We start from the raw sequence: 12,524 nt of genomic DNA, 5'->3' as shown, positions 1-12,524 counted from the left end.
CGCAAATCCTTGATCAAACCCCGGCTTTCGGCGACTTCACCGAATCGTTGCCGGTCACGGTGGCGGTGCTGGTCGCCGCCTCGGCATTGGCCTTGAGTTTGTTCAATTCTTCCCCGGCGCGCTCGATCTTGGCCCGTACATTGTTCATGTCCTGACGACTCTTCTCGATCAGGCTTTTCATCGAACTGTGCCCAGTGATCCCGCGGGCCATCGCCACGCCGCCAATTGCCACCTGAATCAGGCCGAACACGCCGCCACGGCGCAGCCCCTTGCCGACCATGATCACGCCACCGGCCAGCGAGCCGATGCGCTCCCAGCCTTCGACGTTCTGTTCGGAACGGCTCTGGAACGGGGTGGATTCGATACGTTCGACGCGTTTGAGCTCGGCCATGATCTTTCTCCAGGCAATGAGTAATGGATAAACAAGCTGACTGCCGCAGCGCTCAGCTCGTTCCATCGGATGTGCGACGTTTCAGCGGAATTTTGGTCCGGAGCGGGTATTCAGACCCTTGGCCATGCGGTCGTAGAGCACGACGTTGACCGTGGCGGCGAGGTTCATGCAGCCAGTGGTCGGGATGTACACGACGTCTTCGCACCAGTCGCGGATCTCTTTATCCAGCGAGCCGTCTTCGGGGCCAAAGATGTACAGCGCGCGGTCCGGGTGGGTGTATTCGGGGAGCGGGCGGGCGCCTTCGACCAGTTCCACGGCAACGGGTACGCAGTTGAGCGGCAGGATTTTTTTCAGGTCGTCGATGCCGATCAGCGGGATGTCGTAGTGCACGCGCTTGGTGTCGGTGACGAAGTCGGCGGCGCGTTCATAGCGCTTGCCGGTGTAGAACACCGATGCCACGCCGTAACAGCCTGCGGCGCGCATCACCGAACCGACGTTCTCCGGTGATTTGGGGTTGTACAAACCAATGCAGCTGTAACGTTTGTCTGCCACGAGCGGGGTGCCTTCGGGAAAAAGAGGGCGATTATACGGGGATTGGGGGAGGGCGGGCAGATTCGAGATCTGCGGTGTCTGCTCTGGCCCTATCGCTGGCAAGCCAGCTCCCACAGGTATCTCGGGTGTTCACAAAATTTGTGAGCGACCAAAAATCATTGTGGGAGCTGGCTTGCCAGCGATTGGGCCTGTTCAGGCGCTGAAGATCTTCAGTCTTCTTTTTTCATCAGGCCGGCCAATGCAGCAAACGGGTTGTGCGTGGCCTTGGCGATCTTCGGCGTGCTCAGCGAGCCTTCGCTGAAATACTGCTGATCGGTGTAGCGCGAGTGTTCGTTGTCGTGGCAATACAGGCACAACAATTCCCAGTTCGAGCCGTCTTGCGGGTTGTTGTCGTGGTTGTGGTCGCGGTGATGCACGGTCAGTTCGCTCAGGCGCTTGCCGGAAAATTCACGGGTGCAGCGGCCACAGACGTGCGGGTACATCTTCAGGGCCTTGTCGCGGTAGCCCATTTCCTTGTCGCGCTGGTTGTCGGCAAGGATGCGATCGAGCTTCGACGTGTTGGTCGGGGTGGACGAACTCATGGGTTCACCTTTGTAAAAAGACTAATGACGGATATGTGCAGAGTTTAGCTCAGCCCTTGAGCTTCTCGGCAATCCAGATCGTGTGGCGGGTGCCCTTGTTGCCGTGGGCGAACACCTGGACTTCTTCGGCCTTGAAACCGGCCTTCTTCAATTTGTCGGAAAACTGCCGGTCGGCGCTGGCTGACCATACGGCGAGCACGCCTTTGGGGCGCAGGGCCTTGGCGCAGGCGTTAAGGCCGGCGGCGGAGTACAGCCAACTGTTGGCCTTCTGGGTCAGGCCTTCAGGACCGTTATCGACGTCGAGCATGATCGCGTCGAAGCCGTTCGGCTCGCTTTGCAGCACCTTGGCCACGTCGTCCTGACGGATCACCGTGCGCGGATCGAGCAGCGTCCGCCCGGACTTTTCCCCCAGCGGCCCACGGTTCCATTCGACGACGCCAGGGACCAGTTCGGCGACCACCACTTCGGCACTTTTGCCCAGATGCTTGAGCGCCGAGGCAAGGGTGAAGCCCATGCCCAGGCCGCCGATCAACACCCGCGAGTGCGGCCGTCCGGCGACTTTGCGGCAAGGAATCTCGGCCAGCGCATCTTCGGAACCGTGCATGCGCGTGTTCATCAATTGCCCGCCGTCGCCGCCCTGGATCTTGATGACGAAATCCTCGCCATACTCGAACAGGCACAGGGCGCCACCGTTGTCAGGGATCGGCGTGGTGTCGAGCAGAACGAAACGTTTCATGGAAATCTCTACAAGGGGGAAGGCAAGCAGGCCCGTTGGGAGTAGCCTGAGCGCAGACTAGAGGCCAAACGGAGCCCTTGATGAAGCGCACCATTCTAACGGTCATTGCCCTGGCCGCGCTCTCGATTACTGCAGTGCAGGCGCAGCAGACCATTCCGGTCAGCCCGACGCCGTCACCCGGTTCGCCCGGGACTGCAACACCGACGCCGTATCCGCAAATCACCCCGATCAACATTCCCAAGTCGGGTGCCGGCAGTGGCAGCCCGCCGCTGGTACCGATCGAAATGCCCAGTCCACCGGGCAAGGATCAACCGGTGCCGGGCATCGAACCGAGCGGCACCAAGGCGAAATCCCCTGGCGGTTAAACCTGTTGCGCCGCCAGTTGGCCGTCGGCCATGCGCAGGCGTTTCGACAGGGAAACGGCGAGGGCGCGGATGATTTTCGCGGCGATCTTCGGCGCGTCGTTGAGCATTTTTTCCAGCGAGTCCTTGCCGAGGTTGAGCAATTGACAGTGGCTCGCGGCGATGCAGGTCGCCGAGCGTCGTTCACCATCGAGCACCGCCATTTCACCGAAGGCGCGGCCGCTGCGCAGGGTGGCCATGGTGATGACCTGGCCGTCGGCGCCGGTTTTCTGCACGGCGACCTGCCCGGTGTGAATGATGCACATGAAGCTGCCGGCATCGCCTTCGTGGAAAATCGCCTCGCCTTGCGCCACGGTGCTGATGCTGAAGTAGCCGGAGGCCGCGGCAAAGTCCGCCAGCTGCAATTGATCGAACAGGCCGCAGTCCATCAGCCAGTCACGGATTTCGTTGTTCAGTAGAGTGGGTTCTGACATGTCATTGCGGTCTTTTTGTTTTCACATTTCAAGGCCTCACACGGATCCCGTGTGAACACGCTTTTGTGGCGAGGGGATTTATCCCCGCTCGGCTGCGCAGCAGTCGCAAATCCTGCCAATACGGTACTTCAGGGATACCGAATTTGCAGTTCTTGGGGCTGCTTCGCAGACCAACGGGGATAAATCCCCTCGCCACAAGGGTCTGGAATTAAGACCCAAGTGACCGACGGAGTTCCTCAGGCCAGCCCCAGAACCTTGAAAACAAATGCGTATTCGAGCGCTACGTCACGTAATCCCTGATAACGCCCGCTCATCCCGCCGTGCCCGGCGCCGAGTTCGGTCTTGAGCAGCAGCACGTTATCGTCGGTCTTGGTCGCCCGCAGTTTCGCCACCCATTTGGCCGCTTCCCAGTACTGCACGCGGCTGTCGTTGTAGCCGGCGATCACCAGTGTTGCCGGATAGGCCTGCGCGGTGACGTTTTCGTACGGCGCGTAGGCCTTGATCCGCTCATAGACGTCCGGCTCTTCGGGGTTACCCCATTCGTCGTATTCGGTGACAGTCAGCGGCAGCTCCGGGTCGAGCATGGTGTTGAGCACGTCGACGAACGGCACTTCGGCAATCGCCACGCCGAACAGGTCCGGGCGCTGATTGAGCACCGCGCCGATCAGCAGACCCCCGGCACTGCCGCCGCTGATCGCCAGTTTCTCGGCGGTGGTGATGCCGTTGAGGATCAGGAATTCGGCGCAGGCAATGAAATCGCTGAAGGTGTTGTGCTTGTGTTCCTGCTTGCCGGCGCGGTACCAGGCTTCGCCCAGCTCGCCGCCACCACGCACGTGGGCGATGGCAAACGCCATGCCGCGATCAAGCAGACTCAGGCGCGCGTGGGAGAACCACGGGTCGAGGCTGGAGCCGTAGGCGCCATAACCGTAAAGGTACAGCGGCACTGGTTTGCCGACCATTTCGCGCTTCATCACCAGGCTGATCGGCACCTGCGTGCCGTCCGGCGCGGTGGCCCACAGGCGTTGGCTGACGTAGGCGTCGGCGTCGAACGGGCCGAGCACCGGGGTTTCCTTGAGGACGGTTTGCTCGCCGGTGGCCAGCAGCAACTGTCGCACCTGCGCCGGACGGTTCAACGCCTCGTAGCGCAGACGAATGCGATCGCTGTCGAACTCCAGGCTGTTTTGCACATAGAGGCTGTAGGCCGCATCCGGCAGTTGCACGCGATACGAGGGCAAACCCTGTGAGTGCACCTCGATGATCGGCAGGCCGCCTTCGCGCAGGCTCAGGGTCATGGCCTCGGCGTTGAGGGTGACGCCGTCGAGCATCACCGTGTCGCTGTGCGGGATCAGGTTCTGCCAGTCGGCTTCGCTCGGCGCGACCCTGGTGTCCGGCGCCTGATACAGGGCGAAGTTGATGCCGTCGCGGTTGGTGCGGATGAACCAGGTCCATGCGCCATCGAGCATGCCGTGGTCGACATCGTATTCGTGATCTTCGACCCGTGGCGCCAGGCAGGTGAAGGCCAGGTGCGGCTGATGCGCGTCCAGAGCCCAGACTTCAGTGGTGGTCTTGCTGCCCAAGGTCAGCAGCAATTGCTGTTCGGAGCTGGAGCGATAGCAATGCAGGAAGAAACGCCCGTCCGGCTCGTGGAACACCTCTTCGGCGGCGGTACCGTCGAGGCGGTAGCGAAACAGTTTGTGCGGGCGGTGGGTGTCGTCGAGTACCCCGAAGAACAGGGTCAGGCTGTCGTTGGCCCAGGTCATGCTGCCGTCGCAGTCTTCGAATTCCAGTTCGCTGACCTTGTCATTGGTCAGTTCCTTGACGAACAGCGTGTAGATCTCGTCGCCCGACGCGTCGACGCTGTAGGCCAGGCGCTGGTGATCCGGGCTGATGCTGAATGCGCCGAGAGAGAAAAAGCCGCCATTGGCCAGCACGTTCGGGTCGAGCAGCAGTTGCTCGCGGCTTTCGTCGAGGGTCAGGCTGTCGTCCGCCGGACGCGGGCAGCGGTAATGCCGGGCGTATTCGTCGCCAGCGGTGGTGCGCGTGTAATACAGATACGGACCCCACGGCGAGGGCAGGGACAGGTCGGTCTCGAGAATCCGGCCCTTGATCTCTTCGAACAGGCTTTCGCGCAGCTTGGTCTGGTCGGCGGTTTGTGCTTCCTGATAAGCGTTTTCAGCCTTGAGGTAGTCGAGCACCGCGTCGGTGTCGCGCTCCTGCAGCCAGGCATACGGGTCGGCACCGGGCGCCTTGTGGGCAATCGGAGCAGTGATGGCATGGGCGGATTGGGGCATGGAAGGCTCTCGGACAATGTTCGGAAATAAGGGGGCGCCGCTCTTGAGACCGCCACCGACCCCTGTGGGAGCGAGCTTGCTCGCGAAGGCGTCGTGTCAGATGACATTTGTTTCACTGACCCACCGCTTTCGCGAGCAAGCTCGCTCCCACAGGTTGGCTGCTGGCCGTCTGGCATTGGGACAAGCCTGGCGGACGAAAAGTCGTTACTATAAGCGCCTCTTTGCCTGCCTTGCCATGGACACCATGACCGAGAACGACTATCTGATCGCCTGGGGCCTCTACGCCTTTGCCGCTGTAGGCTGCCTGTTGGTATGGATGCGCCTGACCCGCTGGATGTGGCGCTGGCTGCGCGAGCCTCTGCGGGTGCTGATGGCGGTGTTGCTGTTCAGCCCGACCATCATTGACCCGGTGAAAGCCAAGGTTGCACCGTCCATCGCCATCACTGCGCTGGATCTGGCCTTCAAGGTCGGCAACAACGCCTGGCGGGCGATTTCCGACCTGTTCATGTACGGCATGATCGCCTTTGGCATCTACCTGATTTTCGTGTTGATCCGCTTCCCGATCGAACGCGCCTCCCGCGCACGTCGCGAGCAGGCCGAGGCCGCCAAAGCGGCGGCGCGTGCCGATGACCGTGACGACGATCAACCGTTCGGCGCTGCCGGTGATGACCGCTACGGTCGTCCGCCGGTGCCGAACAATCCGCAGCGCATGCGGGTCGAGCCGCGTCTGTAATCCCGAGAGTCCGCACATGTGTGAATTACTGGGCATGAGTGCCAACGTGCCGACCGATATCGTGTTCAGCTTCACCGGCCTGATGCAGCGCGGCGGGCGTACCGGCCCGCACCGCGACGGCTGGGGCATCGCCTTCTATGAAGGTCGCGGTTTGCGCCTGTTTCAGGACCCGGCCGCCAGCAGTGAGTCGGAAGTCGCCAATCTGGTACAGCGTTATCCGATCAAGAGCGAAGTGGTCATCGGCCATATTCGTCAGGCCAACGTGGGCAAGGTCTGCCTGTCCAACACCCACCCGTTCGTGCGTGAACTGTGGGGGCGCAACTGGTGTTTCGCGCACAACGGCCAGCTCGCCGATTTCACCCCGATCAAGAGTTTCTACCGCCCGGTGGGCGACACCGACAGCGAAGCGGCGTTCTGCGATTTGCTCAACCGCGTGCGTGCAGCCTTCCCGGAACCGGTCGATATAGAAGTGCTGTTGCCGGATCTGGTCGCCGCGTGCGCCGAATACCGCAGCAAAGGCGTGTTCAACTGCCTGCTCAGCGACGGCGACTGGCTGTTCTGCTATTGCTCGACCAAACTGGCACAGATCACCCGACGCGCGCCGTTCGGTCCGGCACGGCTCAAGGACGTCGATGTGATCGTCGATTTCCAGGCCGAAACCACGCCCAACGACGTGGTCACGGTGATCGCCACCGAGCCTTTGACCGAAAATGAAACCTGGACCCGCTACGAACCGGGCCAATGGAGCCTGTGGCGACGCGGCGAATGCGTCAGCCAGGGCACGACCGAATAAGGATTGCACCCCATGTTGCTCAGTTATCTACGGCTGGTGTTGTTTGCGGCGGGCCTGTTGATCGGTGTCCAGGTGCCGGGGTTCATCAGCGATTACGCCAAACGCGTCGAGGCGCATCTGATCGAGGCGCAGACCGGTCTGCGTGGTTTCCAGGGTACTGCCGAGCAGTTCTTCAAGGGCGACTTGCAGGCGCTGGTCGCGCATTACCGTGCCAGTGAAGACCCGGTGTTTCGCAGCGATGCCGACAGCCTGAGCACCTTGCTCAACCGGCAGATCGCGCTGGACAAGCAATACCAGGCGATGCAAGGCCCGTGGTACATCCGCTTTCTGCAGGTGGTGCTGGCGGCAGATCCCGACATTCGCAAGGAAACCTGGAACGGTTACAGCTACCAGATCCTGCTGACGCCAGAGGCGATGATCTGGGGCATGAGCGGGGCGTTGTTGCTGTCGTTCGGCATCGAGTGCCTGATTCGTCTGATTGACTGGGTGGTGCTGGGCGGCCGGCGTTTGCGCCAGAGCCGGCCGATCGAAGACCGCGACGTGCGTGGCTTGTAAGTTCTGCACAATCCCTTGAAGTGAGGGGATTTTGTGGTGAAGTGATTTATCCCCGATGGGGCGCAAAGCGGCCCCTTATGGTGTGTCAGATAAACCTGATGCTGCAGGTTTAAGGGCCGCTACGCAGCCCATCGGGGATAAATCCCCTCACCACAGGTGTGATCAGTCAGTGAGGGTGATGTAGTTATCGCCCACCTTGCGCGCATAGTCCCCCAGCACCTGCTGACACAACGTCACGATCTCCTCGACCCACTCAACCCCCACCCGCCAAGACACCACCACCTGCAGATTTGGCGGTCGCTGATCAATGTCCAGCAAGGTCAATTCGCCTCGCGCCAACTCCTCGGCGACCAACACCGGTGGTAGCACACCGATGCCAAATCCATCACGCAACAACCGCGTGATCGCCGACACCGAATTCACGCAGTTCAAGCGTGGCGTCAGCACGCCGTTGGCCTGCATCAGCGCCAGGAGGTCCTGATGCGGCCGGGAGTTTTTCGAGTAGGTGATGATCCGTTCCTGCGCCAGTTCGGCCAGGTCGGCGTAGTCGCGGTTGTAGATTGAGTTACTGGCGACGATCCAGCCCAGCGGATGACTGGCCAGCTCCAGACTGCGCACGCTTTCATGGCGGATCAGGTCAGTTTGCAGGACGATATCGAGAAAGCCTTTTTGCAACTGATCGCAGAGGTTCAACGACGTATCCGCCACCAGCTCGATTTCCACCCGTGGATACAGATCAGTCATCTGCGCCACCAACGGGCTGAGCCAGGTGTGGATCACCGTGTCCATCACCCCGATGCGCACCCGGCCGACCTTGCTCGAACGGGTCTCGATCGAGTGCTTCAGCGCCTGCATGGTGTCGAGCATCTGCTCGGCATAGTCCAGCACCTTCAGGCCTTCGGGCGTCAGGCTGACGCCGCGTGAATCACGCAAAAACAGCTTCACCCCCAGCTCGCCTTCGAGCACCGCGATGCGGCTGGAAATCGACGCCTGGGTGGTGAACAGCTTGTCGGCGGTCAGGCGAAAACTCTTCAGCCGGGCGACCCAGACAAAGGTCTCGAGAAACTTCAGATTCATGGCAACGGCTCGGGTGACAAATTTTTCTTATGCCTAAGGCGGGTTTTTATTCGTTGGACGCAGCCGGGCGACGCGCCCAAAAATCGGCGTATCCGGCCCCCACGATAGGCGTCGTCGGGGCTACGAACAAGACCAATAAAAAACCTGCGGAGATAAGCCATGAGTGCTCCCGACACCCTAGAAGCATCCACGGCAACGGCGCGTCCGGGGCCGTTCGACTGGTATCGCAACATCAATCAGCAAGAACGTCGCACGTTCTGGAGCTGCAAGATCGGCTACGGTCTGGACGGCATGGACACGCAGATGCTCAGCTTCGTGGTGCCGACCCTGATCGCCATGTGGGGCATCAGCACCGGGCAGGCCGGGCTGATTCACACCAGCACCCTGATCGCCTCGGCCATCGGCGGCTGGGTGGCCGGGATTCTCTCCGACCGCATCGGCCGCGTGCGCACCCTGCAACTGACGGTGCTGTGGTTCGCCTTCTTCACCTTCCTCTGCGGCTTCGCCCAGAACTATGAGCAACTGCTGATCGCCCGCACCCTGATGGGCTTCGGTTTCGGCGGCGAGTGGACCGCCGGCGCGGTGCTGATCGGTGAAGTGATCCGCGCCAAGGACCGCGGCAAAGCGGTGGGCATGGTGCAATCCGGCTGGGCCCTGGGCTGGGGGCTGACGGCGATTCTGTATGCGCTGCTGTTCTCGGTATTGCCGCCGGAAGACGCCTGGCGCGCGCTGTTCATCCTCGGCATCGTGCCGGCGATTTTTGTGATTTTCGTCCGTCGCCTGGTGAAAGATCCGGAGATCTATCGCGAGGCCAAGGCTGCGCAAACCCCGGAGAATTCGGCGAAGTTCTACGAGATTTTCGCCCCCGGCATGCTGTTCACCACGTTCCGCGCCTCCCTGTTGACCACCGGCGCTTTGGGCGGCTACTACGCGATCACCTCCTGGCTACCGACATTCCTCAAGAATGAACGCGGTTTGAGCGTGCTCGGCACCGGCGGTTATCTGGCCATGGTGATCGTCGGTTCCTACGTCGGTTATGTGATCAGTGCTTATCTCACCGACCTGTTGGGGCGTAAAAAGAATTTCATCCTGTTTGCGGTCGGCTCGTTCACCATCGTCTTGCTGTACACGCAGATGCCCGTCAGCAACGGCGTGATGCTGTGGCTGGGCTTTCCGCTGGGCTTTTTCGCTTCGGGAATTTTCAGCGGCATGGGCGCGTTTCTCACCGAGCTGTTTCCCACGCGGATTCGCGGTTCGGGCCAAGGGTTTTGCTACAACATCGGCCGGGCGCTGGCGGCGCTGTTTCCGCTGCTGATCGGCTTGCTCAGTCAGAAAGTCCCGCTGAGCGTGGGTATCGGCGCGTTCGCTGCGGTGTCCTACGGGGTGGTGATCCTGGCGGCGTTGAGCCTGCCGGAAACCCGCGGCAAGCAACTGGATGCGCAGTAACTGATAACCTGCGGGGGCAGTGCCCACCGGGCATTTGTCCTACGGATAGAAAGACAAAAAGCTACAGGAGTGTTGACCGTGAGCCGCCTGTTATTGAATTGCGACATTGGCGAGAGTTTCGGCAGCTGGACCATGGGTCTGGACGCCGAAGTCATGCCTTTCATTGATTGCGCCAATGTGGCCTGCGGTTTCCATGCCGGTGACCCGGGCATCATGCGCAAAACCGTCAGCCTCGCCTTGAGCCACGGCGTACAGATCGGTGCGCATCCGGCCTATCAGGATCTGGTCGGTTTCGGCCGCCGCTCGATGGCGTATTCGGCGCAAGAACTGCAAGACATCCTGCATTACCAGATCGGCGCCCTCGACGGCATTTGTCGGGCACAGGGCGGGCGAGTCAGCTACGTCAAACCCCACGGCGCGATGTACAACGACATGATGGCCAACCCGGCGCAATTGCGTGCGGTGATTCAAGCTGTCGCCGCTTACGATCGCAGCTTGCCGCTGATGCTGATGGCCACCCGCGACAACGCGTTGGCGCAACAGCTCGGTGACGAGTACGGCGTGACCCTGTGGTTCGAAGCCTTCGCCGACCGTGCCTACGACAGTGCCGGCAGACTGGTATCGCGGCAACAGCCGGGCGCAGTGCATCACGATGCGCAAACCATCATCGAACAGGCCCTGACCATCGCCCGTGGCGGCGACCTCGTCGCCAGCGACGGCAGCGCGCTGCATCTGCAGGCCAACACCTTGTGCGTGCATGGCGACAACGCCAGTTCGGTGGCCGCCGTGCAACGCATTCGTGAGGCCCTGAACCAGCAGAGCGCGCCATGAACCCACGGATTGAAGTGGTGGCCCTGGACTGCCTGATGCTGCGCCTGTTCGATGAAATCGCCGAAGCCAACATGCCGTGGATGCTCGCCGCCAGTGAACGCCTGCGGGCCACGTTTGGCGCGCAGTTGATCGACCTGGTGCCGTCCTACACCACGTTGATGGTGCATTACGACCTGACCGCGCTGAGCCCGAATCAGGCCCGTGAATTGATCGCGCAAGCCCTGATCGAGCTGTCGCCGAATGCCCGAACGGCCGGCCAGTGTCATGTGCTGCCGGTCTGGTACGACCTCAGTGTCGGCCCCGAGTTGAGCCTGTTGGCGCAACGCAGCGGCTTGTCGGTGGAGGAGGTGATCCGGCGTCACAGTGGCCGGGAATATCAGGTCTTTGCGCTTGGGTTTGCCCCGGGTTTTGCCTTCATGGGGCTGGTGGAAGAGGTGCTGGCAGCGCCACGTCTGGACACCCCGCGCAAGAAAGTCGCCGCCGGCAGCGTCGGTATCGCCGAGCGCCAGACCGCCGCGTATCCCGTGGTGTCTCCCGGTGGCTGGAACCTGATCGGGCGCACCCCGGCCAAACTGTTCGACCGCCATCGCGACGGTTACAGCTTGATGCAGCCGGGTGACACGGTGCGATTCGAAGCGGTCGGTCACGCCGAGTTCATTAATCTTGGCGGCGACGACACCCCGCTGGAGGCGCTGACATGAGCCGACTGATGATAGAGGCGAGCACGCCCCTGTGCTTGTTGCAGGATGCCGGGCGTTTTGGCGTTCGCCATTTGGGCGTGACCCAGGGCGGCGCGGCGGATTGGTGTTCGATGAGCTGGGCCAACTGGCTACTGGGTAATCGACTGGACCTGCCGGTGATCGAAATCACCCTCGGCGGGTTTGCCGTGGTAGCGCAGGAGGATTGCTGGCTGGCGTTGGCCGGCGCTGATCTCGATGCACGAATCGACGGTCAGCCATTGGCGCCATGGCGCAGTTTCAAACTGGGCAAAGGGCAGCAACTGCAGTTCACCCAACCGTTGCTCGGGGCCCGGGCTTATCTGGCAGCCCCCGGTGGTTTTGATGCGCCGAAGGTGCTGGGCAGCAGCGCCACCGTGGTGCGCGAAGAACTCGGTGGTCTCGAGGGGCTGGGATTGCCACTGGCCAAAGGCGCGACGCTGAGTTACCACGCAGACGTGCTGCCGGTGCGTGAAATGTCGCAGGAGCATCGACCTGATTTGCGGCTGAATACGCCGCTGGACCTGGTGCTCGGCGCACAGATCGGCCAGTTCAGTGGGCAAAGTCTGTTTGATGTCTTCAACAGTCGTTGGACGCTCGACAGTCGCGCCGACCGCATGGGCATTCGGCTGCTGGGCAAAGCGTTGCAGTATCAGGGCCAGCCGATGATTTCCGAGGGGATTGCGTTGGGTGCGGTGCAGGTGCCGCCGGACGGGCAGCCGATTGTGCTGCTCAATGATCGGCAGACCATTGGCGGCTATCCGCGGTTGGGGGCGTTGACGCCGTTGGCGCTGGCGCGTCTGGCGCAGTGTCTGCCGGGGGCGCAGGTGCGGTTGAGACCGGTGGTGCAAGAAGTCGCGCACCGGGAGCATGTCGAGTATTTGCAGCGCTTTTCGATTCGCTAAAAGCATCGCGGGCAAGCCCGGCTCCCACAGTGTTCAGTGGTGTTCACAAGATTTGTGTCCAACTCGAGAACTGTGGGAGCGG

15 protein-coding genes are annotated in these 12,524 nt (G+C 61.6%); 8 read left to right on the top strand and 7 right to left on the bottom strand.

The features are described 5' to 3' along the window. Positions 1-13 precede the first annotated feature (13 nt). The 4 genes from K5Y35_RS00480 to K5Y35_RS00465 all read right to left on the bottom strand — a co-directional run bounded on the left by K5Y35_RS00480 (position 14) and on the right by K5Y35_RS00465 (position 2,260). Complete coding sequence (locus K5Y35_RS00480) at positions 14-391, bottom strand: DUF2892 domain-containing protein (protein ID WP_123465504.1); 378 nt, start codon at positions 389-391, stop codon at positions 14-16. A gap of 81 nt (positions 392-472) precedes the next feature. Continuing rightward, positions 473-943 (bottom strand): RNA methyltransferase, encoded by a 471-nt coding sequence (locus K5Y35_RS00475; RefSeq protein WP_007911337.1) that lies wholly within the window; start codon positions 941-943, stop codon positions 473-475. 209 nt (positions 944-1,152) lie between these two features. Next, positions 1,153-1,524, bottom strand: a complete 372-nt coding sequence (locus K5Y35_RS00470; RefSeq protein WP_007911336.1) for a YajD family HNH nuclease — start codon at positions 1,522-1,524, stop codon at positions 1,153-1,155. 49 nt (positions 1,525-1,573) lie between these two features. Continuing rightward, positions 1,574-2,260 carry a spermidine synthase gene (locus tag K5Y35_RS00465; protein ID WP_222833474.1) on the bottom strand — a complete coding sequence of 229 codons (687 nt, stop codon included), beginning with the start codon at positions 2,258-2,260 and terminating at the stop codon, positions 1,574-1,576. 80 nt (positions 2,261-2,340) lie between these two features. Here K5Y35_RS00465 and K5Y35_RS00460 point away from each other — a divergent pair, with 80 nt between their 5' ends. Then, positions 2,341-2,625 carry a hypothetical protein gene (locus tag K5Y35_RS00460; RefSeq protein ID WP_123465508.1) on the top strand — a complete coding sequence of 95 codons (285 nt, stop codon included), beginning with the start codon at positions 2,341-2,343 and terminating at the stop codon, positions 2,623-2,625. On the opposite strand, the gene K5Y35_RS00455 is transcribed toward K5Y35_RS00460, so the two are convergent. Then, on the bottom strand, positions 2,622-3,095 hold the full coding sequence (locus tag K5Y35_RS00455) for a cyclic nucleotide-binding domain-containing protein (protein WP_123465510.1): 474 nt from the start codon (positions 3,093-3,095) through the stop codon (positions 2,622-2,624). The genes K5Y35_RS00460 and K5Y35_RS00455 overlap by 4 nt on opposite strands. Positions 3,096-3,331: 236 nt before the next feature. Then, positions 3,332-5,386 (bottom strand): S9 family peptidase, encoded by a 2,055-nt coding sequence (locus K5Y35_RS00450; protein WP_222833473.1) that lies wholly within the window; start codon positions 5,384-5,386, stop codon positions 3,332-3,334. A 235-nt stretch (positions 5,387-5,621) separates the two neighbouring features. On the opposite strand from K5Y35_RS00450, the gene K5Y35_RS00445 reads away from it, so the two are divergent. Genes K5Y35_RS00445 through K5Y35_RS00435 form a run of 3 tightly spaced genes read left to right on the top strand, consistent with a single transcriptional unit; the run spans position 5,622 to position 7,467 of the window. After that, on the top strand, positions 5,622-6,119 hold the full coding sequence (locus K5Y35_RS00445) for a hypothetical protein (protein WP_064586450.1): 498 nt from the start codon (positions 5,622-5,624) through the stop codon (positions 6,117-6,119). Between the two features lie 16 nt (positions 6,120-6,135). After that, entirely contained in the window at positions 6,136-6,912 is a 777-nt protein-coding gene (locus K5Y35_RS00440; protein ID WP_025110635.1) for a class II glutamine amidotransferase, read from the top strand. 12 nt (positions 6,913-6,924) lie between these two features. After that, on the top strand, positions 6,925-7,467 hold the full coding sequence (locus K5Y35_RS00435) for a DUF2937 family protein (protein ID WP_128616348.1): 543 nt from the start codon (positions 6,925-6,927) through the stop codon (positions 7,465-7,467). A gap of 162 nt (positions 7,468-7,629) precedes the next feature. Here the strand turns inward: K5Y35_RS00435 and K5Y35_RS00430 are convergent, their stop codons facing one another. Further along, the gene (locus K5Y35_RS00430; protein ID WP_186744610.1) at positions 7,630-8,544 is read right to left on the bottom strand and encodes a LysR family transcriptional regulator; all 915 of its coding nucleotides are present in this window, start codon (positions 8,542-8,544) and stop codon (positions 7,630-7,632) included. A gap of 159 nt (positions 8,545-8,703) precedes the next feature. Here K5Y35_RS00430 and K5Y35_RS00425 point away from each other — a divergent pair, with 159 nt between their 5' ends. From K5Y35_RS00425 to K5Y35_RS00410, 4 genes are all read left to right on the top strand, one after another. Next, entirely contained in the window at positions 8,704-9,990 is a 1,287-nt protein-coding gene (locus K5Y35_RS00425) for an MFS transporter (RefSeq protein ID WP_123465518.1), read from the top strand. 78 nt (positions 9,991-10,068) lie between these two features. Beyond that, positions 10,069-10,821: a 5-oxoprolinase subunit PxpA gene (locus tag K5Y35_RS00420; protein ID WP_123465520.1), complete on the top strand. Its 753-nt coding sequence runs from the start codon at positions 10,069-10,071 to the stop codon at positions 10,819-10,821. Beyond that, the gene (pxpB, locus tag K5Y35_RS00415; protein WP_222833472.1) at positions 10,818-11,522 is read left to right on the top strand and encodes a 5-oxoprolinase subunit PxpB; all 705 of its coding nucleotides are present in this window, start codon (positions 10,818-10,820) and stop codon (positions 11,520-11,522) included. The genes K5Y35_RS00420 and pxpB overlap by 4 nt, the downstream gene beginning before the upstream one ends. Further along, positions 11,519-12,442: a biotin-dependent carboxyltransferase family protein gene (locus K5Y35_RS00410; RefSeq protein WP_222833471.1), complete on the top strand. Its 924-nt coding sequence runs from the start codon at positions 11,519-11,521 to the stop codon at positions 12,440-12,442. The genes pxpB and K5Y35_RS00410 overlap by 4 nt, the downstream gene beginning before the upstream one ends. The last annotated feature ends 82 nt before the right edge of the window (positions 12,443-12,524 follow it).

Origin of the sequence: Pseudomonas sp. SC3(2021) (genome assembly GCF_019856535.1) — a bacterium.
Classification (GTDB): Bacteria; Pseudomonadota; Gammaproteobacteria; order Pseudomonadales; family Pseudomonadaceae; genus Aquipseudomonas; species Aquipseudomonas monsensis.
Note: the sequence above shows the minus strand (reverse complement) of the source record. Positions and strands in the feature narration are given on the sequence as shown.

Bases quoted from the DNA above. Each gene is read 5' to 3' on its own strand.
- K5Y35_RS00480 (WP_123465504.1), bottom strand. From the start codon at position 391: ATGGCCGAGCTCAAACGCGTCGAACGTATCGAATCCACCCCGTTCCAG.
- K5Y35_RS00470 (WP_007911336.1), bottom strand. From the start codon at position 1,524: ATGAGTTCGTCCACCCCGACCAACACGTCGAAGCTCGATCGCATCCTT.
- K5Y35_RS00465 (WP_222833474.1), bottom strand. From the start codon at position 2,260: ATGAAACGTTTCGTTCTGCTCGACACCACGCCGATCCCTGACAACGGT.
- K5Y35_RS00460 (WP_123465508.1), top strand. From the start codon at position 2,341: ATGAAGCGCACCATTCTAACGGTCATTGCCCTGGCCGCGCTCTCGATT.
- K5Y35_RS00455 (WP_123465510.1), bottom strand. From the start codon at position 3,095: ATGTCAGAACCCACTCTACTGAACAACGAAATCCGTGACTGGCTGATG.
- K5Y35_RS00450 (WP_222833473.1), bottom strand. From the start codon at position 5,386: ATGCCCCAATCCGCCCATGCCATCACTGCTCCGATTGCCCACAAGGCG.
- K5Y35_RS00445 (WP_064586450.1), top strand. From the start codon at position 5,622: ATGGACACCATGACCGAGAACGACTATCTGATCGCCTGGGGCCTCTAC.
- K5Y35_RS00440 (WP_025110635.1), top strand. From the start codon at position 6,136: ATGTGTGAATTACTGGGCATGAGTGCCAACGTGCCGACCGATATCGTG.
- K5Y35_RS00435 (WP_128616348.1), top strand. From the start codon at position 6,925: ATGTTGCTCAGTTATCTACGGCTGGTGTTGTTTGCGGCGGGCCTGTTG.
- K5Y35_RS00430 (WP_186744610.1), bottom strand. From the start codon at position 8,544: ATGAATCTGAAGTTTCTCGAGACCTTTGTCTGGGTCGCCCGGCTGAAG.
- K5Y35_RS00425 (WP_123465518.1), top strand. From the start codon at position 8,704: ATGAGTGCTCCCGACACCCTAGAAGCATCCACGGCAACGGCGCGTCCG.
- pxpB (WP_222833472.1), top strand. From the start codon at position 10,818: ATGAACCCACGGATTGAAGTGGTGGCCCTGGACTGCCTGATGCTGCGC.
- K5Y35_RS00410 (WP_222833471.1), top strand. From the start codon at position 11,519: ATGAGCCGACTGATGATAGAGGCGAGCACGCCCCTGTGCTTGTTGCAG.